At 60.9% G+C, this 26,460-nt stretch carries 19 protein-coding genes, 1 tRNA gene, 2 rRNA genes and 3 pseudogenes; 8 read left to right on the top strand and 17 right to left on the bottom strand.

Translation table 11 applies throughout. The features are described 5' to 3' along the window. Positions 1-183 (top strand): annotated as a pseudogene (locus ACODTY_RS10015) (ISAs1 family transposase); the annotation flags it as partial. A gap of 57 nt (positions 184-240) precedes the next feature. Then, positions 241-690 (top strand): hypothetical protein, encoded by a 450-nt coding sequence (locus tag ACODTY_RS10010; protein WP_309589515.1) that lies wholly within the window; start codon positions 241-243, stop codon positions 688-690. Positions 691-713: 23 nt separating this feature from the next. On the opposite strand, the gene ACODTY_RS10005 is transcribed toward ACODTY_RS10010, so the two are convergent. The 11 genes and pseudogenes from ACODTY_RS10005 to ACODTY_RS09955 form a co-directional block, all read right to left on the bottom strand. Beyond that, a complete protein-coding gene (locus ACODTY_RS10005) occupies positions 714-1,640 on the bottom strand; it encodes a DUF2493 domain-containing protein (protein WP_309589514.1) in 927 nt (308 codons plus the stop codon). Between the two features lie 307 nt (positions 1,641-1,947). Next, positions 1,948-2,985, bottom strand: a complete 1,038-nt coding sequence (locus ACODTY_RS10000) for a DUF7146 domain-containing protein (RefSeq protein ID WP_309589513.1) — start codon at positions 2,983-2,985, stop codon at positions 1,948-1,950. Further along, the gene (locus ACODTY_RS09995; protein ID WP_309589512.1) at positions 2,985-7,307 is read right to left on the bottom strand and encodes a strawberry notch-like NTP hydrolase domain-containing protein; all 4,323 of its coding nucleotides are present in this window, start codon (positions 7,305-7,307) and stop codon (positions 2,985-2,987) included. The genes ACODTY_RS10000 and ACODTY_RS09995 overlap by 1 nt, the downstream gene beginning before the upstream one ends. Positions 7,308-7,466: 159 nt before the next feature. Beyond that, the gene (locus ACODTY_RS09990; protein ID WP_309589511.1) at positions 7,467-8,111 is read right to left on the bottom strand and encodes a DUF8835 domain-containing pootine; all 645 of its coding nucleotides are present in this window, start codon (positions 8,109-8,111) and stop codon (positions 7,467-7,469) included. After that, positions 8,104-8,520: a hypothetical protein gene (locus ACODTY_RS09985; RefSeq protein ID WP_309589510.1), complete on the bottom strand. Its 417-nt coding sequence runs from the start codon at positions 8,518-8,520 to the stop codon at positions 8,104-8,106. Before ACODTY_RS09985 ends, ACODTY_RS09990 begins: the two co-directional genes overlap by 8 nt. A gap of 65 nt (positions 8,521-8,585) precedes the next feature. Further along, on the bottom strand, positions 8,586-9,134 hold the full coding sequence (locus tag ACODTY_RS09980; RefSeq protein WP_309589509.1) for a hypothetical protein: 549 nt from the start codon (positions 9,132-9,134) through the stop codon (positions 8,586-8,588). Between the two features lie 198 nt (positions 9,135-9,332). After that, on the bottom strand, positions 9,333-9,497 hold the full coding sequence (locus ACODTY_RS09975) for a hypothetical protein (RefSeq protein WP_009450567.1): 165 nt from the start codon (positions 9,495-9,497) through the stop codon (positions 9,333-9,335). Between the two features lie 417 nt (positions 9,498-9,914). Then, positions 9,915-10,220 (bottom strand): hypothetical protein, encoded by a 306-nt coding sequence (locus ACODTY_RS09970; RefSeq protein WP_009450568.1) that lies wholly within the window; start codon positions 10,218-10,220, stop codon positions 9,915-9,917. 97 nt (positions 10,221-10,317) lie between these two features. Then, positions 10,318-12,456, bottom strand: a complete 2,139-nt coding sequence (locus ACODTY_RS09965) for a ParB/RepB/Spo0J family partition protein (protein WP_309589508.1) — start codon at positions 12,454-12,456, stop codon at positions 10,318-10,320. 124 nt (positions 12,457-12,580) lie between these two features. Further along, positions 12,581-12,977: pseudogene (locus ACODTY_RS09960) on the bottom strand (DUF2958 domain-containing protein). Continuing rightward, complete coding sequence (locus ACODTY_RS09955; RefSeq protein WP_100237024.1) at positions 12,974-13,936, bottom strand: ArdC family protein; 963 nt, start codon at positions 13,934-13,936, stop codon at positions 12,974-12,976. The pseudogene ACODTY_RS09960 and the gene ACODTY_RS09955 overlap by 4 nt, the downstream one beginning before the upstream one ends. Before the next feature lie 235 nt (positions 13,937-14,171). On the opposite strand from ACODTY_RS09955, the gene ACODTY_RS09950 reads away from it, so the two are divergent. The 5 genes from ACODTY_RS09950 to ACODTY_RS09930 are packed head-to-tail and all read left to right on the top strand — an operon-like array spanning position 14,172 to position 20,027. Next, positions 14,172-14,765 (top strand): DUF6088 family protein, encoded by a 594-nt coding sequence (locus ACODTY_RS09950; protein WP_009450572.1) that lies wholly within the window; start codon positions 14,172-14,174, stop codon positions 14,763-14,765. Then, positions 14,758-15,774, top strand: coding sequence for a nucleotidyl transferase AbiEii/AbiGii toxin family protein (locus tag ACODTY_RS09945; protein WP_309589507.1), 1,017 nt, complete (start codon positions 14,758-14,760; stop codon positions 15,772-15,774). The genes ACODTY_RS09950 and ACODTY_RS09945 overlap by 8 nt, the downstream gene beginning before the upstream one ends. A 23-nt stretch (positions 15,775-15,797) precedes the next feature. Continuing rightward, positions 15,798-17,120 carry an SIR2 family protein gene (locus ACODTY_RS09940; protein ID WP_309589506.1) on the top strand — a complete coding sequence of 441 codons (1,323 nt, stop codon included), beginning with the start codon at positions 15,798-15,800 and terminating at the stop codon, positions 17,118-17,120. Further along, complete coding sequence (locus tag ACODTY_RS09935) at positions 17,117-19,147, top strand: ATP-binding protein (protein WP_309589505.1); 2,031 nt, start codon at positions 17,117-17,119, stop codon at positions 19,145-19,147. The genes ACODTY_RS09940 and ACODTY_RS09935 overlap by 4 nt, the downstream gene beginning before the upstream one ends. Next, the gene (locus ACODTY_RS09930; RefSeq protein WP_309589504.1) at positions 19,134-20,027 is read left to right on the top strand and encodes a 3'-5' exonuclease; all 894 of its coding nucleotides are present in this window, start codon (positions 19,134-19,136) and stop codon (positions 20,025-20,027) included. The genes ACODTY_RS09935 and ACODTY_RS09930 overlap by 14 nt, the downstream gene beginning before the upstream one ends. Before the next feature lie 18 nt (positions 20,028-20,045). On the opposite strand, the pseudogene ACODTY_RS09925 reads toward ACODTY_RS09930, so the two are convergent. The 3 genes and pseudogenes from ACODTY_RS09925 to ACODTY_RS09915 form a co-directional block, all read right to left on the bottom strand. After that, a pseudogene (locus tag ACODTY_RS09925) lies at positions 20,046-20,259 on the bottom strand (site-specific integrase); the annotation flags it as partial. A gap of 43 nt (positions 20,260-20,302) precedes the next feature. Beyond that, a complete protein-coding gene (locus tag ACODTY_RS09920) occupies positions 20,303-20,812 on the bottom strand; it encodes an N-acetyltransferase (RefSeq protein WP_309589503.1) in 510 nt (169 codons plus the stop codon). Positions 20,813-20,816: 4 nt separating this feature from the next. Then, positions 20,817-21,116, bottom strand: a complete 300-nt coding sequence (locus tag ACODTY_RS09915) for a type II toxin-antitoxin system TacA family antitoxin (RefSeq protein WP_010335689.1) — start codon at positions 21,114-21,116, stop codon at positions 20,817-20,819. Positions 21,117-21,629: 513 nt separating this feature from the next. Between ACODTY_RS09915 and ACODTY_RS09910 the strand changes: the two genes are divergently transcribed. Continuing rightward, positions 21,630-23,285, top strand: a complete 1,656-nt coding sequence (locus tag ACODTY_RS09910) for a recombinase family protein (protein ID WP_488994123.1) — start codon at positions 21,630-21,632, stop codon at positions 23,283-23,285. Here the strand turns inward: ACODTY_RS09910 and ACODTY_RS09905 are convergent. From ACODTY_RS09905 to ACODTY_RS09895, 3 genes are all read right to left on the bottom strand, one after another. Beyond that, positions 23,242-23,318 (bottom strand) — tRNA-Met (locus ACODTY_RS09905). The two genes, ACODTY_RS09910 and ACODTY_RS09905, sit on opposite strands and share 44 nt — an antisense overlap. 130 nt (positions 23,319-23,448) lie before the next feature. Beyond that, positions 23,449-23,563: ribosomal RNA gene (rrf, locus tag ACODTY_RS09900) — 5S ribosomal RNA — on the bottom strand. Positions 23,564-23,638: 75 nt separating this feature from the next. Next, positions 23,639-26,436 (bottom strand): 23S ribosomal RNA (locus tag ACODTY_RS09895). Between the last annotated feature and the right edge of the window lie 24 nt (positions 26,437-26,460).

The raw sequence follows: 26,460 nt of genomic DNA, 5'->3' as shown, positions 1-26,460 counted from the left end.
TTCCGCGAAGACGCGGCACGCAACCGCAAGGATAACAGCCCGGGCAACATCGCCACCCTGCGTCGCCGTGCTCTCGACGTCATGCGCAGGGACACGTCGAAGGGCTCGCTCTCCATCAAGCTCAAGAGGGCAGGCTGGGATGACGACTTTCTCCGAAACGTTCTCAATGGCTTACTCGCGTGAGCCATATGCGATTGCCCTGATTGGTCAGATCGGGCATTTTATGATGACGGCGAATGGGTGACATGGTCAGACATTGACGAACAGCTTCGTCACAAGGAATGGGGAGCGAAGTATCCAAACGCCATCCGATCAATGATCCCGTATTTTGAGGACCTGATCTCACTCGCTGAGAGCTACCATCTGGAGACGGGCCTGCATTTATCTGTGTATGGCGACATCGGTGAGCTGTTCGGTGCCATCACCTACGGCATCAAGTTGAACAAGACCTACGCGCAAGGTTCGGACGGCAGGCTCGAAAATGATCATGTCGAGATCAAAACCATCACTCCTTTCAAGAGCAAAGACGTGGTGATGGTGGATACATCAAGGCATTTCAGCAAGCTGCTCGTGGTCAAAATTAATGCGGAATTCCAGGTCTCCGGGCGAATGGTCAGCCGCAAGCAATTGCCAAAGCGCTCAGGCCGTTATGTCCGAATTCGTTGGGACGACCTGGCGCTATTGCAGTAGTGCTTATGCTGAACAGGCAGCGCTCACGCGCTGCCGGTCCCGAAGCGATAGACCGGGATGCCCATCTTGCGGGCCTTGTCGGCCAGGTTGTCCTGAATACCCGTGCCGGGGAAGATGATGACCCCGATCGGCATGATGCCGAGCATCTGGTCGTTGCGCTTGAAGGGTGCTGCCTTTGCATGTTTTGCCCAGTCGGGTTTGAAGGCGACCTGTGCGACCTTGCGGTTATTGGCCCAAGTGGCCGCGATGCGTTCCGCGCCCTTGGGTGATCCGCCGTGCATCAGCACCATGTCCGGGTGCTTGGCGTGGACCTGATCGAGCTTGGCCCAGATCGTCCGGTGATCGGTGGTGTCACCGCCCGAAAAGGCGATCTTCGGTCCGGCGGGCAGCAGCACCTCGTTGTCGACCCGGCGTTTTGCGGCGATGAAGTCGCGGCTGTCGATCATGGCCGAGGTCATCTGGCGATGGTTGACCCGTGAGCCGGAGCGTTGCGACCAGGGCATTCCGGTGGTGCGCAGATAGATGTCGGCGGCGGTATCGCGGAAGGTTTCCATGCTGTCGCGGCGCTCGATCAGGCTTTGGCCCGCGCCAATCAGGGTTTCGAGCTGGACGGATTTGACCTCGCTGCCATCCTGTTCGCGCTGAAGGCGCTTCTGTGCCTGCTCGTTATCGTCGAGTTTGCGTTCGATCCGCTCGACAGCGCGGTGAAAGGTGTTGACGGTGGACCAGAGGATCTCGTCGAGGTCGAAATCGAGGCTGGTGTCGGCCATGGTGGAAATCAGGGCGTCGAAGATGTCGGAGACTGCGCCCTGAATGACGTGATCTTCGGGTGTAATCCGGGGGTCGGCCTCGTCTTCGGAGGGGCGGTAGCCGTAGAGTTCGAGTTCTTCGATGGCGTGGCCGGTCGGGGACGTCCTGTGCTCGGGTTCGAAATCGTCGTGCGCGTACATGGGATGCTTCCGTCAGTTGGACCGCGACCGTCGCGGCCTTCATGGCGAGACACGCCCACGGGCGCTCCGGTCTGGCAGCGCGAGCCTCTGGCGAGGGTCTTGATGGCAAAGCCCGGCTGATTTGTTTCGCGCTGTAAAGGCCGGCTTGCCCGCCGACGGAAATCAGTCGGGCGCCGCCATTGCCTGACCGGAGCGTTTGTGGGCCGATCGCCCTCTCGGAAGGCCAAGGCGCAGTCCTCTGCTGATGACAGGATGCAGCCAATGCGCATGACGGGATCGGAACGCCCCGATCACGGCCCCGTGCCGGCTATGCGATTGAAGCCATGAAGCGGCTGACGTCCTCGGGAGCGATTTGCACCCGGATCTCTGCCTGAACGGCATCCAGCCCGTAAGTTGCGAGATCTTCGTTGAAGTCCCCCATCATGGGCGAGAGTGTGATGGCCTCGATCCCGGCCTCGTGCGCCCGGTCCATCAGGCTATCACGAGCGCTGTCACCTGCCGGATCGTTGTCACGGACGATATAGAGCCTGCGCAGTTGCGGCGGGAAAAGGATGGCGGCGAGGTGTCCGGCCGAGAGTGCGGAAACCATCGGCATGGTGGGCAGAGCCTGACGCAGCGACAGGATGGTTTCGATACCTTCCCCCGCTGCCATGACATCCTGCGCATCATCAAAACGAACCGCATGTCCGAGCAGGTCGCCCATTGCCTTCCTCGGCGGATCGACAGACGCCTTGCCGGAACCGTCCGGGGCCAGCCATGTGCGGTGTGCGCCGGTGATCCTGCCATTGAGGTCGGTGACGGCGGCGATCATGGCGGGCCAGGCTTGCGTCGGGCCATCATCCTCGGGCCGCCAGTAGCAGTTGGGGTGGAAGCGCAGATTTGTGGTCTGGCGTAAATCCGTAATGCCGCGTCCGCGTAAATACGCTTCTGCGGTACTGTCGATCAGCGGCTGGGTCATGCGCCAGAGGCGGCGTGCGGCCTCGGATGATCTCGATGGTGTTGGCGTTCGGGACGGACGGGATGGCGGCTGCGGTTCAGGATGCGGCAGGGTGAGGAAGCGCCGGGCTTCTTCGGCAACGTCGGCGAAGTCGATCAGACCGAGCGAATCCCGGATGACATCGAGCAGATCGCCATATTCACCCGTGGCCGAGTCCTGCCATTTACCGGCAATGCCTTTCACGCTGTCGTGCAGCCGGACGAACATGGAGCGGCCAGCCGTGTTTCGGACATCACCAACCTGCCAGTAATTGCCCTGTTTGCGACCATTCGACAGATAGTGACGGCACACCGCCTCGGCCTGTCGGCCGAGACGCTGCGCCAGTTCGGAAGCGTTGAGACGCGCCATTATGCGGCCTCCCGCTCACCGATGCGCAGGGCCGGGAAGCGGTCGAGCAGTTTGCCGGTGATCTCCGGTCCTGTTGCATCGACGGGCACGAAGAAGCGCAGTTTCCACGAGATGATCTCACTGAAGAGGCCATAGGCCCGCAGCCGTTCGCGCATCGCGTCAGTAAAGCCGGTCAGTTCGATCCGGTTGGCGCCCATGACGCGGACGCGGCGCAATTGCAGCCCCTCGGCGAGATCAAGGATCGTGCGACCTTCGATCAGCGCGGTATAGGCGGCATCCGGTGTCAGGCTGTTGGTGACGCCACTGGTCGAAGCATTGGCGGCCCAGGCCGGCGATACCCGGCGACCGATGATGCGTTCGCCCTCGTCGGTCTGGAGCCGATAGACGCGGGCGGAGTCCTGCGGCAGGCGTTTCCAGATCGGCAGAAGCAGCCCTGTCACCATATGCAGGATGCTGTCGGTGAACTCCGGCACCTGGGCCAGTTCCGCCTTCCAGGCTGTGGTGAAGGCGGCACGGTCAGCCTCGATCCAATGGGTCTCGCCCGTCGCCCGCACCGGAATGTTCATCGCCTCCATGGGACGGATCAGCCGCACGCGCCGTTCGATCTCGCCATCATCCAGCATGACGCTGGTGGTCGGGATCTGCACGGCGGCGCGACCGGATCGCTCGTTGATGAGCAATCTTGCGCGGGGATCATCCAGTTCCGCGAGGGCCGCATCGAGCGTAACCGGCTGATTGCGTTTGCGCTCGGTGAGCGTCAGGAGCCGGGTTTCCGCGCCGGTGCCCGGATGGGTGTGGATCACTTGCCGGTCGGTGACGATGAAACTTTCGGCCTTCAGCGTTTCCAGCCCCATATCATAGGTGCCGGATGCAATCGCCCCGTCGATACGCGCCTGCAGAAGCTGCTCGAAGGCGGCGAACAGGATGCCCTGCAATTCGATGGTCAATGCTAGCAGGCGGTTGAGGAAGGTGGTGATCGGCGGCAGTTCGTCCTTCACACCATTGCTGTCCATCAGCTTCAGGCCGGTTGCGGATTCAAACCGTTCGAGCGAGCATCCCTCGACCTTGCCGCGCACAATCAGCAGATAGAGCTGGCGCAACGCATCGCGAGCATAGGCGGATTCCAGATTATCCTCTGGACGGAACAGCCCCTGACCGCCGGTCTGGCGCTGGCCGCGTGTGATCGCGCCCAGCGTGTCGAGGCGGCGGGCGATGGTCGAGAGAAAGCGCTTCTCGGCTTTGACATCCGTGGCGATGGGTCTGAACAGCGGCGGCTGCGCCTGATTGGTGCGATTGGTGCGGCCCAGCCCCTGAATGGCGGCATCGGCCTTCCAGCCAGGTTCCAGCAGGTAATGCACGCGCAGCCGCTGGTTTTTCGCAGAGAGTTCGGCGTGATAGCTGCGCCCCGTGCCACCGGCATCAGAGAAGACCAGAACGCGCTTCTGGTCATCCATGAAGGCCGAGGTCTCGGCAAGGTTGGCAGAAGGCGCACGGTTCTCGACCGCAAGACGTGCCGATACCCCGTCACCCTTGCGCACGATCCGGCGTGAGCGGCCTGTGACCTCGGCCACCATATCCGTGCCGAAGCGCTGCACGATCTGGTCGAGCGCTCCGGGGACAGGCGGAAGCGAACCCAGCTGCTCCAGCATCTCGTCGCGCCGCGCCACGGCTTCGCGGCATTCCACCGGCTGACCATCGCGGAAGACGGGGCGTGACGACAGGTTGCCCTCGCCATCGGAGAAGGGTTCATAGAGCTGCACCGGGAAGGAATGCTGCAAATACGAGCCGACATACTCCCTCGGCGTGACATCGACGGAAATATCGTTCCATTCCTCGGTGGGGATCTCGGATAGCCGGCGTTCCATCAGCGCTTCGCCGGTCGAGACGATCTGGATGACGGCCGCATGGCCCGCTTCAAGATCGGCATCAATGGACCGGATCAGGGTCGGGGTTTTCATGGAGGTCAGCAGATGGCCAAAGAAGCGCTGCTTGGTGCTTTCAAAGGCCGAACGGGCGGCGGATTTGGCCTGCCGGTTCAGCGTCCCATCGCTGCCGGTGATGTTGGCGGCTTCCATCGCCGCGTCCAGGTTTCCATGAATGACAGCGAAGGCGGCAGCATATGAGTCGTAAATGTGCCGCTGTTCGTCCGTGAGCTGATGCTCGATCAGTTCATATTCGACGCCATCATAGGAGAGTGAGCGGGCGGTATAGAGGCCGAGAGATCGCAGGTCGCGGGCCAGGACCTCCATCGCCGCAACGCCACCGGATTCGATCGCCTCGACGAACTCGGCGCGGGTCTGGAACGGAAAGTCCTCACCGCCCCAGAGGCCGAGGCGCTGAGCATAGGCGAGATTATGGACGGTGGTGGCGCCAGTCGCCGAGACATAGACGACGCGGGCGTCGGGCAGCGCGTGCTGAAGCCGCAGGCCCGCACGTCCCTGCTGCGAGGCGGCGACATCACCGCGTTCACCTTTTCCGCCACCGGCATTCTGCATGGAATGGCTCTCGTCGAAGATAATGGCTCCATCGAAATCGGACCCCAACCATTCGACGATCTGCTTGACGCGGGAAACCTTCTCGCCCCGGTCGTCGGAGCGTAGCGTGGCATAGGTGGTAAAAAGGATGCCTTCCGACAGCGTGATCGGCTTGCCCTGCGGGAAGCGTGACAGAGGCGTGACCAGCAGCCGTTCCATGCCGAGCGCCGACCAGTCGCGTTGCGCGTCCTCGATCAGCTTGTCGGATCTGGAGATCCAGATCGCCTTGCGCCGACCGCGAAGCCAGTTGTCGAGAATGATGGCGGCGGACTGGCGACCCTTGCCGGCGCCGGTTCCATCACCGAGCATGAAGCCCCGGCGAAAGCGGATCGATCCGGCAGCATCCTCGGGCGCGGCACTCACATTGTCGAAATGCTCGTCCACGGTCCAGGCGCCGGCGAGATGATCGGCGTGGGCTTCACCTGCATAGATCACCGTTTCAAGCTGGGCGTCCGACAGACGCGCGCAGATGTCGGGCGGCAGCATGGGCCGGTAGGACGGCTTGGGCGGTGCGACGGAGGCCATGGCGGCGGATTGCACCAGCTTGGTCGGATGCGGCTGTGCACCAGCGATACGCAGCGATTGCAGCGCATATTCCTCATAGATCGCGTCGGACAGGCGAGCGCCTTCCGGTGGCGTCCAGTCCACGGTCTCATAGGCGAGTTCGACGCCATCAGGATCATTGGCCGAAGCAGCGACAGATCGCGTAACCGCCGAGCGTGCGAGATAGCCCCGCACGGTCTTCGGCGCGGTGGCCGAAGCGGAAACCACGATCTTCGGCAATGACACTGGCAGGCGCGGCGGAACCTGTTCCTCGATCCATCTGATCAGCGTGGCAACATCAGGCGCGATCCCCGGCGAAGCCGGCAAACTGGCGGGATCGTCGGCGGGCAGTTTGTCGATCACGGTCAGCCGCGTGTCGATCGTGGTGCCGTGCTTTGCATAGACCGCGCCATCGACGGCAGCGCTGAACACCACGCGGCCACGGGCCTGCAAGCGGATGAAGGCGTCCCGCCATGCCGGAGCTTCGGGGCCAAAGCCAGCGCCGGTGATCGTCACCAACCGCCCGCCGGGAGCAAGACGGGCCAGTGCCGCGGCAACATGGCGATAGGCCGCATCCGCGACACGCCCGCTGACATTGGCCATGACCGAGAATGGCGGGTTCATCAGCACCACGGACGGGACAGCATCCGGAGCCAGATGATCATCGATCTGGGCGGCGTCGAAGCGGGTGACGGCAAAAGCCGGAAAGATCTGGGCAAGCAGATCGGCGCGGGTCTCGGCCAGTTCGTTGAGGATCAGCGAGCCACCGATGGTCTGCGCCAGGATCGCCAGAAGGCCGGTGCCCGCCGATGGTTCCAGCACCCTGTCATCGGGCGTAATCGCGGCAGCCGTCAGAGCGGTAAGGCCGAGCGGGATCGGCGTCGAAAATTGCTGGAGGTTTTGGCTTTCCTCGGAACGCCGGGTCTGCGTGGGCAACAGCGCCGCGATCTTTGCCAGCACGGAAATGCGTGCCGCCGGAGACGCGGCTTTACGGAAAAGCGCCTTTCCGTATTTGCGTAAGAAAAGGACGGTAGCGACTTCGCACGCCTCATAGGCCAGCTTCCAGTCCCAGACGCCAGTAGCGTCGGACGCGACGAAGGCCGTTTCCATAGCACGGCGCAAGGTGGCGGCATCGATGCGTTCACCGCGTTCGAGAGACGGAAGCAAAAGATTAGCCGCAGCCAGAATCGCGGGCGCAGCCGCCAGTGGCGTGACCGGATCGGCCACGGGAAACACCATGTTCATGTCGGAAACCTCAGGAGAGCAGAAATGGAAGAGTCCGAACAGCGCTCTCTCTCGACCGCCCGGACTTAACCCCTTCCGGCCCGCCTCTGACTCTCAAAGCGCAGCATAAAAAAAGCGCCCCGACCGGACGGTGGGGCGCTTGTCAGTGTCTTCTCGGGATCATCCGAAGCGGCGACCAGCTGCGGTGAAGGTGTATTCATTGGCGGCAATGGTTTCATCGACAGCCTCGTCCGAGGACAGATAATCATACTCGCGCTCAAGCTGGCGGTAGAGCCAGCGGGCCAGATCGCGCAGCGCCTCGATGACCGCCTCCTCGGCATCAGCGGTCATGTCCTGCCAGGTCGGGCTGTCGCGCTCGACCGTGATCGACATGCAGTATTCGTGATAATAATGGTCGCGATGGCTGGCATCGGCGCGAAGCTGATAGAAGTTGCGGCGCTGGACCGCCTGAAGGGCATCGGCGATACGATGCAATTCGGTGTCCTGCGGTGCGTGCTCCCGGATAAGGCGCGGAGCATGTTTCCGGTAGGAATACCACGATTCAAAGCACGCACCGTCACCTTGTGAACAGAAGCCGCGGAACCAGATGCAGGGTTCCTGCCGGGTGCCGCCGCCCATCAATCGGACGGTGCGGGTCTTGAGGTTCAACCCGAGGATTTCCGCGATGCGCTGGAAATCCTCATAGACGGCATCGTACCAGTCATAGTCGAAGCCGCCCTCACGATACCAAGCACGGGCCTTGTCCTTTGCCGCATCAGACAATTCGTTGAGGCGATAGACGGTGGTTTCGATGACCTCAGGCATAGGGGGCTCTCCCTTCCAGAACCGAGGAAAGCCAGCCATCGGTATAGATCCAGTCCACTGTCTCGCCGGTGGCGAGATCAAGGACATGCGCCCCGCCGCCGAACCCGTCGATGCGTGGCTTCGAGCAGCTATTTGCGTATTGCATCCCCCATAAACCGGTCAGGCTGAACTCGGCGGCGCATCGCTTGACGAACTGGATGACATGCTCGGGATCGCCGGTGACGTCATCGCGCATCCAGAGCTGCGTGCCGCCATGTTCGGGCTGGATCGATAGCAGGAAGCCGTCCGAGGGCGGGTCTTCGGCAGCATTTTCATCCGACAGAGCGTTGTAGAGATCGAGTGCGCGAGCGGCGTTTGCGGGGGTGCCCACTTCGAGCAGGCAGGAAAAGTGCGTGTAATAGTCGGCCATGACGGTCTCCGGACATGACATGGCCCGGCGTATGGCCGAGCCGAATGGGACGGAATGGGTGAAGCTCAGGCGGCCTGCGGCAGGCGGAGCAGATCGGCCGCGTGTTCGCGCCAGTTGGGATCGACCAACCGGGCTTCCAGCGCAGCGGCGCGGTAACGCAGCCGTCTCGCATCACCGGGGTCCGAGGCCCGGAATGCCATACCGCGCAGGCGGCTGGCCTCGGTCACGATCCTGCGTGCCTCGGCATCGGATGCGACTGGCTGTTGCCAGAGGATAATGCCGGCGCGGATTTCACCGGCGAGGACCAGGCGCTGATCTCGGTCCTGAATGAGCATGATGCGCGGCTGAAAATATGGGAAGCTGTCCGGCCCCGTGCAAATATCACCGCGCGCCACGCGCAAGGCGGCGGCCTGGATGGCCTCTTCCGGTGACGGGCATTCCCCAAGCGGGATCATGCGGTCGAAGCTGTTCGCCGCGTCACTGGCGTCATAGTTGGCGACGCCCAGACAAGAGATGCGAAGCGGCAGCTTTTGCGCTCGATAAAGCGCGGGCAGAACATCGACAGCCAGAATCTGACCGATGGAACGGAAGGTTTCGGAACGGACAAAGGTCATCGGGGTCACTCCATGACGGGCGCCGGTGAGCCTCTCTCTCCGACCCTCAACCCGTCACGGCCGAACGGCCCGCACTCTTCCTCTCTGACCGGGGCAGCCCGGTTCCGCCGTCGGCGATGGGCAACCATCGCGACGCGCTGAAGGCCCGAAGCGCGGGCTGCCGCGCTCGGGCCGTCGGGGATGAGGCGCTTTCGCGCCTTATTCCCACGGGTCCAGCTCCAGCTTCACCATGTCGTCGTCGCCGTCGAACTCGGCGGCAGGGCACGCGGCGTGGGTGCCGTCTCCGGCCTGGAACACAACGATCGAAACCATCAGCGTGGCGGCAAGGCTGGCGGCGAAGGCGGTGGCATCTGCATAGGACATGGGTTCCGGCTCCTGTCTTTGGGAGGCGGGGGACCATCCCCCGCGCGACAGGCGCCCGAAGTGTCTGACCGGATCTGCAATCACCCGAGGGCGTTCGGACTTTTCCCGAATCCCCGAGGGCGGCACGCGCGCGTAAGCCGACCCCTTTGGGGTTGAATGTCAAAGAGACGGATCGGACCAAGGTTTGCGAATGGAAGCGGGGGTGGTTTTTCGCATCTGACAGGATGCCGGATACCCGTCGCAGATGCTCTGCCGCGTCAGCCTTGCCACCATGCTGGCATCAGGATCGTGTTCCTTCAGGCCAGAGATGGCTGCCGCTTGTCCTGATCGGGATGGCGGATTGCATGGTGAAGCCGGATTGGGCCCGTCCGGTGCAGACATCCCATCCTCACGGCCAGAGACCCTGCGATCGGGTCTTCAGCTCCAAAGCCCATCGGCAATTTCGCGGGCAACCATCGCGCGGGCTTTCATCATCAGATCGTCGCCCGATGTATCGATGTGACCATAGAAGCGCGCACGGCCGCCATGGGCAGTCCATTCGGCATAGCGGCAGTATTCACGGGCATCGAGCCGGAAAACGCGCATATCTTCGGCCCAATGGGGCTTTGGCTCCACAACAACGGTCATGCCGTCGCGGCTTTCCTCCCAGGGCAGTGTACGCTCCAGCGGACGGTTTTCCCGATCCTGAGCAAATATTTCATCAACGTCGATGCTGGCAGCCATGGCGGCTCTCCAAAGAAAAAGCCCGATCACGAGGATCGGGCGAGTTACGGAAACGGAGCGGTTAGAACGGGGCGACCGAAGCCGCCCCGCATGAGTGCTATTCAGCAGCGACCATATGCTGTTCTTCCTCATCGTCAGCGGGGTCGTCCTCGCCATCGCCGGAGAGGAAATCGGGCAGATTGTCGGCTTCCGCCGCAGTGCCCGATGCCGGGTCGACTTCGATACCCTCGTCCGCCATGCGCAGCGGCTCAGGCAGCCAGCCGGTTTCCGCCAGCAGGCGTTCGGCTTCCTTGGCCATGTCGCCCTTCTTGAGATGTCCGATCAACTCGGCGGCCCGGTCTCCGGCCCCTTCACGTACAGCTTCAAGGATACGCGGCTTGGTCACGCGGCCGAGATAATTGCCGACCGTCGGCCGCCAGCCCACGGCCACCATGTCGAGGCCGGTCGAACGGGCCAGCCGGTCAGCCTGCGACAGGCGGATGTCCAGCCCGTGCTGGCTGACGCCCGTGCCGCTGTAAGGGTTCGGCTTCTCATAGAGCGCATTGACACCGAAGCTGACGCAATGGGCGAGTAACTCCATGCGCGACCCATCGTCCAGATCGGTCAGCCAATCCCAGAGGGCGGCATCGTCTGCCGGGACATGATCGCGCCAGCGTTCGTGGCGGTCAGCGATAGCCTTGGCCGACGCGCTGTCGCGCAGATCCTCGGCCTGTGCGGGCAGATGAACCTCCCGGACCTGGGCTTCGAGGCATCCCTTGCTGGAATGCGGCATGAAGCAATCCATGGCCAGCCTGTGCAGCAGTGCCGTCATAGCGACATGCGGGTTTACTGCCACCGCATCCCGCAGCGCCAGCGTGCGATGCGCGGTCAGCTCGCTGACCAGGCGATCGGGCAGCGGCTTGATGATGTCGGCCTCGTCTTCCTCCTCAGTTTCGACCGCCTGGCCGCCCAGCGTGATAACTGCACCCATGCGGCTTACCTCCGGTTCTGCCCGCTGGATCACCTCGCCGGTTTCCGGGTCAACGATTTCAGCTTCCGGTTCCGCAGGCGTTTCATCTTCGGCGCGAACATAGCCGCGCTCGATCAGCAATGCGCCATCGGCGTCGATGCTGATGAAGACACCCGCCATGCTGATCTGGTCCGGCTCGAAGGTCATCGGACGGCGCTCGAAGGTTTCCAGAGCCAGTTCGATCTCACCCAAGCGGGCGTCGATCTCGTCAGGCAGCTCGTCCGCCTCGCCATATTCGACTTCAAGCCGGTCATACTCGTCGCGCAATGCTTCGTGGGTGGCGCGTTCCTCTTCGCTCAGATCGACCGTGGTGCCGACAATCTGGCGTAGGCCATGGTCGTGACCATAGGGGAAGGTGATGGCGACCTCGATCCATTTCCAGCCCTCGGCGGCGATGGCTTCGCCCTCGGCCTTCAGTTTTTCGCCCACCAACCGGTCGAGCAGCACCGGATCTTGCAGCCAGCCACCATCGTCCTGCTGAAAGAGATCACGCAGCACGCAGCCGCCAGCCTCTTCATAGGCATCGATACCAACGAACACCGCCCGTTTGTCGGCGGCGCGGACTGTGGTTTCGGTCAGCAGGCGTCGGATGTGGTAGGGTTCCTTCTGCCAGCCATCCCTGATCGCTTCCCAGACCTGCTCCTGACGGGCATGGTCAGAACTGACGCTGAAGGCCATGAGTTGTTCCAGCGTCATGCCGTCCTCGGCATAGACGTCGAGCAATGCCGGTGAGACGGAAACCAGACGCAGGCGCTGTTTCACCACCTTGGAGTCCACGAAGAAGGCGGCAGCTATTGTTTCCTCGGTCATGCCCTTTTCGCGCATGGCCTGGAAGGCGCGGAATTGGTCGAGCGGATGCAGCGGTGCGCGCTCGATATTCTCGGCGAGCGATACCTCGTCGATCAGCACATCGGCGCTGGCCTCCGACACCACGCACGGGACCGGCGCGATCTTGGCGAGGCGCTTCTGCTTGACCAGCAGTTCCAGCGCCCGGAAGCGGCGACCGCCGGCGGGCACCTCGAACATGCCGGTTTCCTTGCCCTCGGCATCCACGACCGGGCGGACATGCAGGGACTGGATCAGGCCGCGACGGGCGATAGACTCGGCCAGCTCCTCAACAGAGATCCCGGCCTTGACGCGCCGGACGTTGGACTGGCTGAGCACCAGTTTGTTGAAGGGAATGTCGCGCGAGGATGACAGGGTGATCTTTTGAACGGCAGTGGCCATGTCAGTGACTCCATGACGGACGCCGGTGAGCCTCTCTCTCCGGCTATCAGCCCGTCACGAAGCGAAGCGCCGCCCTCTTCCTCTGAAGAGAGCGACGCCAGCCGCAGAACCTGAAACCCGGAAATCAGGCACTCCGGTTTTCTGTATCGGCGGATGTGCGGGAAAAGCTCGCACCGACGCGGTAGAGCAGACGCTCGGCGGCGCGGATGCTGCCGGTCTCGCGGGCGGCCTCGGCCCAGACCGAGATCGGGAAATCGCCGGTGAACAGCAGATCGCGCTCGATCTCCATGCCGAAGGGCAGCCGGACTGACTGCATCTCGCTAAGGCTCCACGAGCCCAGTTCGGGATAGCCGAGATCGGCCAGACCGAACATGATGTCGCCATCCTCATCCAGTTCGGTGGCAAGCCAGACGCCTTCACCGATGGGATTGAAGAACTTCACGACCGGGAATGTGATCTTGATCGCGCTGGCGACCATTGGCCAGCAGGCGGTCGTGCTGTGCGCCTGTCAGGAGGATCATGCCGCCGCCCTCCGGTCGGTTTCGCTCGCATCCGACTCCCCGGTGTCTTCGGCAAGCAGATGCGACAGCAGCCAGTCCGCCGCCTTGCTGGCCTGCGAGGCCGCGCGGACAATGGCGCGGGAATCCTCGCGCATGACCTCCAGCCACGATCCGATGTAATCGGCATGGCGGACGGTCGGCACGATCCCGAGCGCGGCGCAACTGAAAGCTGCGGTCTGTTCGGCAATCATCTCCTCGAAGGCGTATTTCTTCGAACCGAACGAGCCGGTCAGATCGCGGTTGAGGCGGCTGTGATGGCCGCTGGCGTGCCCCAGTTCATGCAGGGCCGTCCTGTGCCAGTTGATCGGCTCGAAATAGGCTTGCGGAGGCGGCACCTGCACATAGTCGAGCGACGGCATATAGAAGGCGCGATTGCCGCCAATACGGAAGTCGATGCCGGTGGCCCGGATCAACGCCTCGACCTGAGGTTCGATAAGGCCCGGCGGCGGTGGCGGCGCGACTGCCGTGATCTCATCGGGTAGGCCATCGCATTGCGCGGCGTTAAAGACCGTGAACCGCTTCAGGAACGGAATGGCATGCGCATCCTCACCCGTTTCGCGGGCACGGCGCTTCTCGTCCTCGGGGGTGAAACGGTCGGCATAAACGACAGTCGTGCCACGTTCGCCCTTCCTGACATTGCCGCCAAGCGAAAGCGCCTGGCGGAACGTCAGCCACGCCTGAGCGGGGAAACCATGCTGGATGACAGCCCCCCAGAGGATGAGAATATTGATGCCGGAATAGGACCGGCCGGTTGAAGCATTTCTCGGCAGGCCCAGCGGGGCGGTATCAGGCGACGCACCCCAGGGCTGGACCCATGGCAACCGCCCTTGCTCCAGCTCGGCGATGATCTTGTTGGTGATGTCGTCGTAAAGGTTGCTGCGCGCGCCACCTTCCGCGAGGTTACGACCCTGTCTGGCCATCGGGATGATCTCCGCGACGGGTGCCGGAAGCCTCTCCTCCAGCTCTTAACCCGTCACGGAAAATCCGTCCGCACTCTCACTCTGAAGGGGGCGTTGCGGGGATCTCCCCGCAGAAGGGGTAGGTAGAGACCAAGGCTCGGCCGCAGGGGAAGGCTTTCCCCCTATTCGGTATGTTCCCCTGCGCTTCCTTGAAAACTGTCAGAAACCCGCGTATATTTCCAACAGGAGAAAGACGATGACACGGCTGACCGAACAGATTCTGGCACATGCGACGGGACTTCCCGAAGGGATGCCCGTGTCCGCCAAGGGCCTGCTCCACCTCGGAAACCGGGCGGCCGTGGATCAGGCATTGTCGCGTCTGTCCGAGCGCGGGCAGCTCATCCGCGCCGGTCGTGGCGTCTATCTGCGCCCCATCGCCAGTCGGTTTGGCACGCGCGCACCTTCGGTCGAGCAGGCTGTCGAGGCCCTCGCGACCCAAAAAGGGGAGATCATCGTCTCGAACGGAGCCGCCGCGGCGAACGCGCTTGGCTTGACGACGCAGGTGCCCGTCCGCTCGGTCTATCTGACCTCCGGACGCAGCCGAAAGATACACCTCGGCAAGCAGGTCGTCGAATTGCGGCACGCGCCGCGCTGGCAACTGGCCCTGGCCAACCGCCCCGCAGGCGAGGCCGTGCGGGCGCTGGCCTGGCTCGGCCCCGAAAAGGCGGAGGCCGCGCTCACGACCTTGAAGCGGAAGATGCCGCCCGGCGTGTTCGGCGAACTGGTCGCCGCCGCGCCGCAGCTTCCGACATGGCTCGCGCAGAGCGTCGGAAAGGCGGCCTATGGCTGACGTTTTCCTCCAGCTTTCGGCCGAGGATCGGCGTGACGCGTTGAGCGTCGTCGCCGACCGTTCGGGTCGTCCCACCCATCTTCTCGAAAAGGATGTGTGGGTGGTGTGGGCGCTGGCGACGCTCTACGCGGCACCGCTCGGCGAGCATCTGGTGTTCAAGGGTGGCACGTCGCTGTCGAAAGCCTATCAGGTCATTCGCCGGTTTTCGGAGGACGTGGATCTGACCTACGACATTCGGGCGATTGCGCCCGATCTGGTTGGGGACAATGGCGAGGGTCTGCCGAAGACACGAAGCGAGGAAAAGCGCTGGTCCAGCGAGGTCCGTCGGCGGTTACCGGCATGGGTCGCGGAAACCGTGCAGCCTGTGATCGAGACCGCACTGGCCGTCGAAGGTCTGGCGGCGGCCGTCCGCGTCGAGGATGAGAAGCTCTTCATCGACTATGAGGCGACCGCAGCCGGGTCCGGCTATGTGGCTCCAAGCGTCATGCTGGAGTTCGGCGCGCGCTCGACGGGCGAACCGGCGAGTCTGCGCGACATCGTCTGTGATGCTGCCGGCCTGATCGAGGGGCTGCTCTTCCCGACTGCGCGGCCGCGCGTCATGCACGCGGAGCGGACGTTCTGGGAGAAGGCGACCGCCATCCACGTCTTCTGCCTCCAGGAGCGGCTGCGCGGCGACCGCTTCGCGCGACATTGGCACGATGTTGTCCGACTGGACGAAGCCGGCTTCGCGGAAGCCGCTTTTGCCGATCGCGACCTGGCCAACGCTGTCGCTCGGCACAAGTCGATGTTCTTCGCAGAGAAGGCCGCCGACCGCACGCCGATCGACTATGCAGCGGCTGTCAGCGGCGGCTTGCAACTCGTGCCGGTCGGCGATGGCGCGAAGGCGTTGGAGGATGACTATGCCCGCATGGATGAGGATGGACTGCTCTTCGACGACGAGGAGCCGTTCGAAGCGCTCATGGCGCAGTGCGCTGATATAGCCGCGCGCGCGAACAGAGCAGCCAAGTAAGAAACTGGGAGGACCGGGGGTATATGAGCGAAGTCGAAGAAGAGCGAAAATTCCAGTTTCTGCGGGACGGCGATGCCGAGCCATCTGAACTGGACTGGAACAAGGGGATCGAGAGCGCCCGCAAGGCGATTTCCGAGGCCATGAACGCCAAGAACATCGCATTTCTGCTCGGCGCCGGATGTTCTTCCCTGATGAAGGACAAAAAGGAACTCGGCATTGCGACCATGGCGCCGCTGGCCAAGGAGTTTTGCGGCGAAACCATCGAGGCACGCGCGGCGGGATTCTACAGCGATCCGCCAACAGCCGGCGCTGTACCGGCGCCGTGGCGGCTAACCAAAGACGAACTCGACTATCTCGATGCGCTCGGGGTCGACCTCGCGAAGGATTACAGCCGTAACCTGGAACGCTTGATGGAGGTGCTGTTCGCGCAACGGTTCGTGCTGCGCCAGAGCGAGAATCCCGATCTTCACCCCTATCGCGCTGTTCTCGACGGCATCATCAAGAAGGTCCAGGACTTCCTATGGACCCGTGTCACCCAAGGGGCCTTCGCCACGGAGGGCGACACGACCGTGCGCGACCTCTACGAGCGTTTCTACAAGAAACTGGTCCTACGCGATCGGTCCTTGCCCCGGCCCTGGGTGTTCACGACCAACTACGATCATTTCAGCGAATTGGCGATGGATCGCCTGGGCATTCCCTATGCCAACGGTTTTTCCGGCGTCGTAGAACGCCGCTTCAACCCGGCGATCTTCCGCTATGCTCTGGCCGAGCAGCTCGACGTCGCCAGCCGCAAATGGACCGCCGTCGACGCCTTCGTCTATCTCTGCAAATTGCATGGTTCGGTCACTTGGACCGAGGACGATCATGGCCTCTTCCCGATCAAGGAAGTCTGGCCACCGGAATCCACGAACCAGATGCTGATCTATCCGACGCCGGCGAAGCAGAACTCTTCGCTCGGCTCGCCCTACGCAGACCTGTTCCGGGAATTTCAGTCCCGGATCGTGCGCGAGCAGAGCGTTCTCATCACGGCCGGCTACGCCTTCGGCGATGAGCACCTGAACAACATCATCTACCAGGCCCTAACGATCCCGACCTTCCGCTTGGTGATCTTCGCGGCGCCGGATACGGACGGCGAGATCGCCAAGCTGCGGGCGCTGCGCGATCCGCGCATTTGGATCATTGGAGGCAATGGTCCTACCGCGGGGACGAGGGCGCACTACTTCGACATGATCGTCGAGCATTTCATGCCCCAGCGCCCCAGCGACAGGATTGATGACGCCGTCCGCAAGGTGTTGTCGGAGCTGGCGCCGAAAAGGGGCGACGAGACAAAGGATGGCGAGGCATGAGCCACGACGATCGCAAGCGGGCGATCGGCAAGGTGGTCTCGGTCGCGGCCGACCGCTTTGTCGTCGAGATGCACGTCGGCACCGACAATTTCACGGTCGTCGGCTTCGACGACGTGCATTATGTGGCGCGGCTGGGATCATTCCTGATGATTCCGTCGCAGTCGGAATATGTCGTGGTCGAGGTTGTCGGCTTGCGTGAACGCGATGCGAGCACGCCGTCCGAGCGGGGCGACTTCGACCGGGCTGGCTCCTCAAAATATCTGGATGTGGTGCCCGTCGGCATGTTGCCGATGCGCGGCGACGCGTTCCGCTTCGGTGTGTCGGTTTTCCCGTCCCTCTATGCGGACGCACTCTATGCCCTGGACGGCGAACTCGATCGCATCTTCGAGACCGAGGCGGCCGTCGTGCCGTCAATCGGCCCGGATGGTGGCGTCTGCCAACCAGAAGGCGCCACGCGCTACCGGGTTCTGCCAATCGGCAAGTCCGTGGTGTTCGAGGACTACGACGTCAAAGTCCGTCTGAACGAGTTCTTCGGTGGCCACGTTGCCGTCCTGGGTAACACCGGCAGCGGCAAGTCATGCACGGTCGCCTCGGTACTACAGTCTCTTTTCGACAAGCCGGACGAACATCACGCTCGCGGAGCGACGTTTATCGTCTTCGACGTGAATGGCGAGTATCACGAGGCGCTTGCTCCTTTGGCAAAAGACGGCGGCATCGGCGTCCATCGCGTAACCCTTGATGGGACGACCGCTGGCTTTCGGATGCCGCACTGGTTCCTGGAAATGGCAGAATGGGAACTGCTTTTGCAGGCGAGCGAGCGAACGCAACTGCCGGTCCTTCGGACGGCGTTAGGTCTGACAAGTCTCTTTCATGCCAACACGCCAGACGCTCTGGCTCTGCGCGAGCACTTTGTCGCCACTTGCATCATCGAGTGCTTTCGAGGTGCGGATGGCGACTCCCCAGTGTCGAAGTTTCAGCGCGTCGTTTCTCTTCTTCAGAAGTATCCGACGAACGATCTGAATATGGCGTTGTTGAACCGCTTCAGTCCGAATTTTCAATACGGAAATTTTTCTGGCAACAACCAATCGGCATTTCTGGATGAAGTAAGGAAGAAGCTCCAGAAGGATGCTCCCTTACCAGCCTACAATCGGACGCCGTTCTCTTTCGATGAGCTGCACGAATGTCTGGATTTCGCGATCCTTTATGAGGAGGCCCACGGCAACCGTCAAATCCGAGATTACTGCTCGTCCATGGTCACGCGGCTCAGATCTCTCCAAGAGAGGACTGAATATGCCTTTTTACGTCACGAAGGAGCTGACGTTGGTGCGGCTGTAAGCGATCTGGAGTTCTTGACCAACATCGTCGGTCTGGAAAGGGCTGTTGGTGAAGCGTTCACCAAACGCAATCAAGTCATTATCATTGATCTGAATTCCGTCGAAGATGAAATCGTTGAGCTGGTCAGTGCGGTCATCGCACGCATGCTTTTTCGGTTTCTTCGTCATGCGGAACCAAGAAACCGCTTCCCGATACACCTGCTCCTCGAAGAGGCTCACAGGTATATTGCCTCTACGCCCTCCCGGTTTTCCATCGACGCAACCAAGATATTCGAGCGCATCGCCAAGGAAGGACGCAAATACGGCATGTTCGTGCTCTTGGCATCACAACGCCCGAGTGAGCTGTCCAAGACGGTTCTCAGCCAGTGCTCCAATTTCCTGGTTCACCGCATCCAGAACCCCGACGATCTTTCTCAGATTCGGCAGATGACGCCGTTCATCTCGGATTCGGTCTTGAAGCGTTTGCCGTCATTGCCTCGGCAGCACGCGCTGGTGTTCGGAACATCGGTCAATCTCCCGACGACATTCAAGGTGCGGGAGGCATCACCGCGGCCGCGCAGCGACGATACCGCCGTGGTCGATTTGTGGTTCCACGAAGAAGGTCGAGCCGCCGACATTCGACTCGCTCCGGCCGATACCGCTGGAGGGGAGCCGATGGCAGTAAACGAAGCGTCAGACGATGACATCTTCTGACCATCTGGAGACCCTGGCGCAGGCGCTGGAGGTCACGGGAGACTACCGGGTCATCCGGCGTCTCAAACCGCGCCCTCGCATCGTTCCTCCGCCAGGCACGCCGCTGCGCCTCGGCCTGGTGGTCGATGTGGAGACCACGGGGCTCGACCCTCAGCGCGACGAGATCATCGAACTCGCCATGACACCATTCAACTACGGCTTGGATGGCACCATTTTCAGCGTGGGCGACAGCTTCCAAGGGCTGCGTCAGCCGAGCAAGCCTATCGCCCCGGAAATCACCGCGATCACGGGCATCACCAACGAGATGGTGGCCGGCCAGATTGTTGATCCCGCAGCGGTAGCCTCATTCGCAGCGCCGGCTTCGCTCGTCATCGCGCACAATGCGGCGTTCGACCGCCGCTTCCTTGAACGATTCAACGACGTGTTCTCGACGAAGCCGTGGGCATGCTCGCTCAGCCAGATCGATTGGGCAGCAGAGGGGTTCGAGGGCACGAAACTCGCCTATCTCGCTCAGGCCGCCGGCTTCTTCTACGACCGCCACCGCGCGATGCACGACTGTCTTGCTACGGTCGAGTTGTTGGCGATGTGGCTGCCCCGATCTGGCGCTACAGGTCTCAGCCGTCTCCTGGACGGCGCTCGTACCGTTTCTTGGCGAATCTGGGCGGAGAACGCGCCCTTTGACCTCAAGGATGTCCTTAAAGCGCGGGGGTACCGCTGGAACGGCGATCCCGGCCCGCAGCCGCGCGCCTGGTATATTGACGTTCCCGAGGCTCAGTGCGAGGCCGAACTACGGTTCTTGAGAACGGAAATCTATCGGTATGAGGTCGATCCCCCGGTTAGGCGGATCGATGCCTATGATCGGTTTTCAGACAGGATCTGAGTGCCGTCGAACGCCGGGCTATTGCATGCCCTTCCGGCACTTCTTGGCAAGCGTGGCGGAGACGAACTTTTCCCTTTTCGTCATGTCGGCGCGCTTTTCCACCATGTAGTGCCTAGCAGTCATGCTTCTCGCAGCTGGCATCCTGCAACGCGTGGTTCTGGAGGCGGTCGCGGATTTCCTTCGAGATCCTCGCCTTGCCGGTCACCGTCTTAAATGTTCGGCGCAGGTCCTTGCCTCAATTTAGCAAGGAAGACGTCCACCAAACATGGGGCTATTCACCTTCCAGCCTCACGGAGCGACGCAGCAATATCGCTGATCGAGCGAAACAGGACCAGTTCATCATCTCTGGTAGGCTCAAATCCTCGGCGCTGCCAGAGTTCGGCAGCCTCCCCGGCGACGGCGTTGACCATCAATGCCCGCCCACCGATCAGCGATGCGGCCTGAACGCAGCGTTGGAGGGCATGCTTCACAAGGCCAGTCCCGATGCCCACCCCGGCGGAGCCGATGTCGGTCGCGAGCTGACCAAGCAGCATGCAGGGAATTGGATTAGGCGGCTGCCCCGTCCGGATGGAGCGCGGTAGCACCGATGGCACAACGGCTATTGGTGCAAGGCCGTAATATCCCACCACACGCCCTGCCTCATGCACGACGAGAACGGCGGTAAAGCCCTTCTGCTGATTGGAGAGCGCTCGGGTTTTCAGCCAGTGGTCGAGCGTCGGCTTGCCACAGGAAAACTGGGAAACATCGTGATCGGCGGAAAGCGGCTCGGGTCCTGAAAGCAGCAAGGGGTTACCGCTTCGCCGCGTAGCCGGGCTCCCACGGCGCAGGCCGCTTCAGCACTTCAACCATCTCCGGAACAGGAGCGGCCGGGCGCGACAGCACATCCATGAACTGAGCAAAGCCTTCCGGGCTCATCCGGATCAGGCCCTGCTCCATGACGACCTCCTCGGCCGCGCGCACAGCGGCATCTCGCACGAAATCGGTGCGCGAGCGGCCGCGCAGGCTGGCGGCGCGATCGATCATGGCAACATCCGCTTCGGGCAGACGCATCGAGATCGGATATTCCTTGCGTTCGGCAGTGTTGCCCATGGCGAGTCTCCTTAGTCGGAAGATAGCGCCTTGTATCTCTAATTACAATACGATAAAGTCTCATTTGCAAGCAACAGCTTCCGAGGGACCAGCAACGAGGCAAAAGATGACGGCGACAGCGAGCGATTCCGACAGGTCATTTTACTCTGCCATGGCACGCCATGTTACGCCGCCGCACGCCATAACGCGCATTGGCACACTGAACGCCGCCAAATGTTCGCCCGCAAATTTCGTTGCTAATGCCGGGCATGGGACGAATGCTGTCAGTTATGACCTTGCGAGCCCCACAAAACACAGCAAAGATGACAGTAGCCGAGCGCGAAGCGCTGCTCGAATCTTTGCTGCTGGACGCGCCGGAGTTGACGTTTACGCCGTGCGGCAGTCCCGACCCTCGCCTTCTGCGTCTGGTCGGCATCCTGGCAAAGCAGGCGGCACGGGAATGCTTTGCAGAGGAAGTGAAGTTGTCCAGGCAAAGGAGGAAGCGCACCTCCTGATGCGGATGGGAGCAATGTTTTGAAAGTCGCGATCTACGCCCGTTATTCTTCTGACAATCAACGCGACGCTTCCATCGCCGACCAGCTTCGCATGTGCCGCCTCCATGCCGAAAAGCAGGGCTGGCACGTCATCGAAGAATATACCGACCACGCGATTTCAGGAGCATCCCTGATCCGTCCGGGCATCCAGGCCCTGATGACCGACGCCATGAGTGGCCGGTTCGACGTGATCCTCTCTGAGGCGATGGATCGCCTCTCGCGTGATCAGGAAGACATCGCCGGTATCTTCAAACGCATGTCCTATGCGGATGTGAAGATGTTCACCTTGTCTGAAGGCGAGGTCAGCCATCTGCATGTCGGTCTGAAGGGCACGATGAATGCCCTCTTCCTTAAAGATCTTGCTGACAAGACCCGCCGCGGCCAGCGCGGCCGTGTCGAGGCTGGCAAATCGGGTGGCGGCAATTCCTATGGCTACGATGTGGTCAAGAAGCTGGACGCCAATGGCGAACCCATTCGCGGCGACCGCACCATCAACGAAGACCAGGCCGCCGTCGTTCTCCGCATCTTCCGCGACTACGCCGCCGGTAAGTCGGCAAAGACCATCGCTTTTGCACTGAACAAGGACGGCATTCCGGCCCCTTCGGGCGGCGACTGGGGTTTCAGCACGATCAACGGCAACCCGAAGCGTGGCAACGGCATCCTCAATAATGAGATGTATGTCGGCAAGATCGTCTGGAACCGCCAGCGCTTCGTAAAGGACCCGAACACCGGAAAGCGCCAGGCGCGCCCCAACCCGGAATCGGAATGGGTCATCCAGGAGACGCCAGAGCTCCGAATCCTCGACGACGATCTCTGGAATGCTGTGAAGGCACGGCAGGAGAAGAACAAGCTCACCCGCGACGATAACGGCAACACAGATGTCCGCACCGTCAATCACCGGCGGCGTCCCAAATACCTCTTCTCGGGCCTAACCAAATGTTCATGCTGTGGTGGCGGGTACTCCGCGATCTCGGCAACGCTGATCGGATGCTCGACGGCTCGCAACAAGGGCACCTGCGACAACCGTGTCAATATTCGCCGTGATGAATTGGAATCGCGCGTGCTGAACGCGCTGCGTACCAGACTCGTTGACCCTGAGCTGTTCGCCCATTTCTGCGAGGTGTTCACGCAAGAGATGAACCGCCTGCGAATGGAAGGCCGCGCCAGTATTGCCTCGTCTGAGGCTGAGCTGACCAAGATCAACCGAGAACTGGAAAAGATTCTCGATCTATACCTGAGCGACGCGCTCTCCGTGGAAATGGTGAAGGAGCGAAGCAACAAGCTCGAGGCGAGAAAAGCCGATCTGGAACTGTTCCTAGCCGAAGCTGACGAGCCACCGCCACTGCTCCACCCGAGCATGGCGCTGCAATATCGCAAGCGCATCCAGCAGCTCTACGAGTCGCTTCAGGATGAAGACGAGGGAAAGCGGATAGAGGCCGCCGACACCATTCGCTCGCTGGTGGATCAGATTGTGCTGACGCCGGTCGCGGGCAAGGTGGAGATCGACGTTCAGGGCGATCTTGCTGGAATCCTTACGATTTCCGCGCAAACGAAAAACCCCGCCTCGGGGGCGGGGTCTTCGCAAGTAAAGATGGTTGCGGGGGTTGGATTTGAACCAACGACCTTCAGGTTATGAGCCTGACGAGCTACCGGGCTGCTCCACCCCGCGCCAACATTGATGTAAGCATTTGCCTACACAATTCAAAGACTCGCCAAATGAAAAGGCCGCTTGCGCGGCCCAAAGTCCCGTTTGGCGGGCCTCATCGTAAGGAGAAGATTTCAAAACGTGCGTTTGGCAGACCTGGCAGCGACTTACTCTCCCGCGTCTTGAGACGAAGTACCATCAGCGCTGGAGCGTTTCACGGCCGAGTTCGGAATGGGATCGGGTGCAGCCGCTCCGCCATAACCACCAGGTCGGCAAAACGCACGTTTTCGAGAAGCTGTTCTGTGTGCAATCCACGCCTTTGGCGATGGACATTAGGAATGAGAACGATCAAGCCGATCGAACTATTAGTACCGGTAAGCTTCAAGCGTTGCCGCTCTTCCACACCCGGCCTATCAACGTGGTAGTCTTCCACGGTTCTCAGGGAATACTCGTTTTAAGGTGGGTTTCCCGCTTAGATGCCTTCAGCGGTTATCCCGTCCGGATATAGCTACCCTGCAATGCGGCTGGCGCCACAACAGGTCCACCAGAGATCCGTCCATCCCGGTCCTCTCGTACTAGGGACAGATCCTTTCAATATTCCTACACCCACGGCAGATAGGGACCGAACTGTCTCACGACGTTCTGAACCCAACTCACGTACCGCTTTAAATGGCGAACAGCCATACCCTTGGGACCTGCTCCAGCCCCAGGATGCGATGAGTCGACATCGAGGTGCCAAACAACCCCGTCGATATGGACTCTTGGGGGTCATCAGCCTGTTATCCCCGGCGTACCTTTTATCCGTTGAGCGATGGCCCTTCCACACGGGACCACCGGATCACTATGACCGACTTTCGTCTCTGCTCGACTTGTCAGTCTCGCAGTCAGGCAGGCTTATGCCATTGCACTCAGCGAACGATTTCCGACCGTTCTGAGCCCACCATCGCGCGCCTCCGTTACTCTTTAGGAGGCGACCGCCCCAGTCAAACTACCCACCATACATTGTCCCGGACCCGGATAACGGGCCGCGGTTAGACATCCATAGTAATAAGGGTGGTATTTCAAGGGTGGCTCCACCAAGGCTGGCGCCCTGGCTTCAAAGCCTACCACCTATCCTACACATGCCACTACGAATGCCAATGTAAAGCTATAGTAAAGGTGCACGGGGTCTTTCCGTCTAACCGCAGGAACCCCGCATCTTCACGGGGAATTCAATTTCACTGAGTCTATGCTGGAGACAGCGGGGAAGTCGTTACGCCATTCGTGCAGGTCGGAACTTACCCGACAAGGAATTTCGCTACCTTAGGACCGTTATAGTTACGGCCGCCGTTTACTGGGGCTTCGATTCAAAGCTTGCACCTCTCCTCTTAACCTTCCAGCACCGGGCAGGCGTCAGACCCTATACGTCGCCTTGCGGCTTCGCAGAGCCCTGTGTTTTTGATAAACAGTCGCTACCCCCTGGTCTGTGCCACCCTCATCTACTTGCGTAAACAAGGGTCACGCTTCTTCCGAAGTTACGCGTGCAATTTGCCGAGTTCCTTCAGCATAGTTCTCTCAAGCGCCTTGGTATACTCTACCAGACCACCAGTGTCGGTTTCGGGTACGGTCTATAAGGAGGAGCTATTTCCTGGAACCACGCAGCAGCCTGACCAATCCGATAAGGTCAAACTACATTGATGATCCGTCACTACCTCCAGGCCCACGAATATTAACGTGGTTCCCATCGACTACGCGTTTCCGCCTCGTCTTAGGGGCCGGCTAACCCTGCTCAGATTAACTTTAAGCAGGAACCCTTGGTCTTTCGGCGGGGGAGTCTCTCACTCCCCTTACGTTACTCATGTCAGCATTCGCACTTCTGATACCTCCACCGCCCCTCACGGGTACGGCTTCATCAGCTTACAGAACGCTCCGCTACCGCTCGCATTGCTGCGAACCCTAAGCTTCGGTGTATGGCTTTAGCCCCGTTACATTTTCGGCGCAAAGACCCTTATTTAGACCAGTGAGCTGTTACGCTTTCTTTAAATGATGGCTGCTTCTAAGCCAACATCCTGGTTGTTTTGGGATCCTCACATCCTTTCCCACTTAGCCATAACTTGGGGACCTTAGCTGTAGGTCAGGGTTGTTTCCCTTTTCACGACGGACGTTAGCACCCGCCGTGTGTCTGCCGACTAGTACTCCTGGGTATTCAGAGTTTGCTTAGGTTTGGTAATCCGGTGAGGACCCCTAGCCCATGCAGTGCTTTACCCCCCAGGGTATTCGGTCGACGCTCTACCTAAATAGATTTCGCGGAGAACCAGCTATTTCCGAGTTTGATTGGCCTTTCACCCCTAGCCACAAGTCATCCCGAACTATTGCAACAGTTATGGGTTCGGTCCTCCAGTAAGTGTTACCTTACCTTCAACCTGCTCATGGCTAGATCACTCGGTTTCGGGTCTAATGCGACGAACTGAACGCCCTGTTCAGACTCGCTTTCGCTGCGCCTACACCTACCGGTTTAAGCTTGCTCGTCACACTAAGTCGCTGACCCATTATACAAAAGGTACGTGGTCACCCTTGCGGGCTCCCACTGTTTGTAGGCAATCGGTTTCAGGTACTCTTTCACTCCCCTTGTCGGGGTGCTTTTCACCTTTCCCTCACGGTACTAGTTCGCTATCGGTCATGCACGAGTACTTAGGCTTGGAGAGTGGTCTCCCCATGTTCAGACAGGATTTCACGTGTCCCGCCCTACTCAAGGACTTATGTTCGCGTTACGCATACGGGGCTGTCACCCACTATGGCCCTACTTTCCAGAAGGTTTTGCTTGTCTCACATAAGCCGCTGGCCTGGTCCGCGTTCGCTCGCCACTACTTGCGGAGTCTCGGTTGATGTCCTTTCCTACGGGTACTTAGATGTTTCAGTTCCCCGCGTTCGCCACTTTATCCCTATGTATTCAGGATAAGTTACCTATTATCGATACTTGGAAACCACAGCAGCAAGTTGCCCTGCTACTCTGATTTTCCAAGTACCTTAGGTGGGTTTCCCCATTCGGAAATCTACGGATCAAAGGGTATTCGCACCTCCCCGTAGCTTATCGCAGCGTATCACGTCCTTCATCGCCTGTGCATGCCAAGGCATCCACCAATTGCCCTTAAGACACTTGATCGTTCTCATTGCCAATGCCCATCCG

It is taken from the genome of Mesorhizobium sp. FG116, from assembly GCF_057809835.1.
This window is presented reverse-complemented; position numbering and strand designations above follow the sequence as displayed.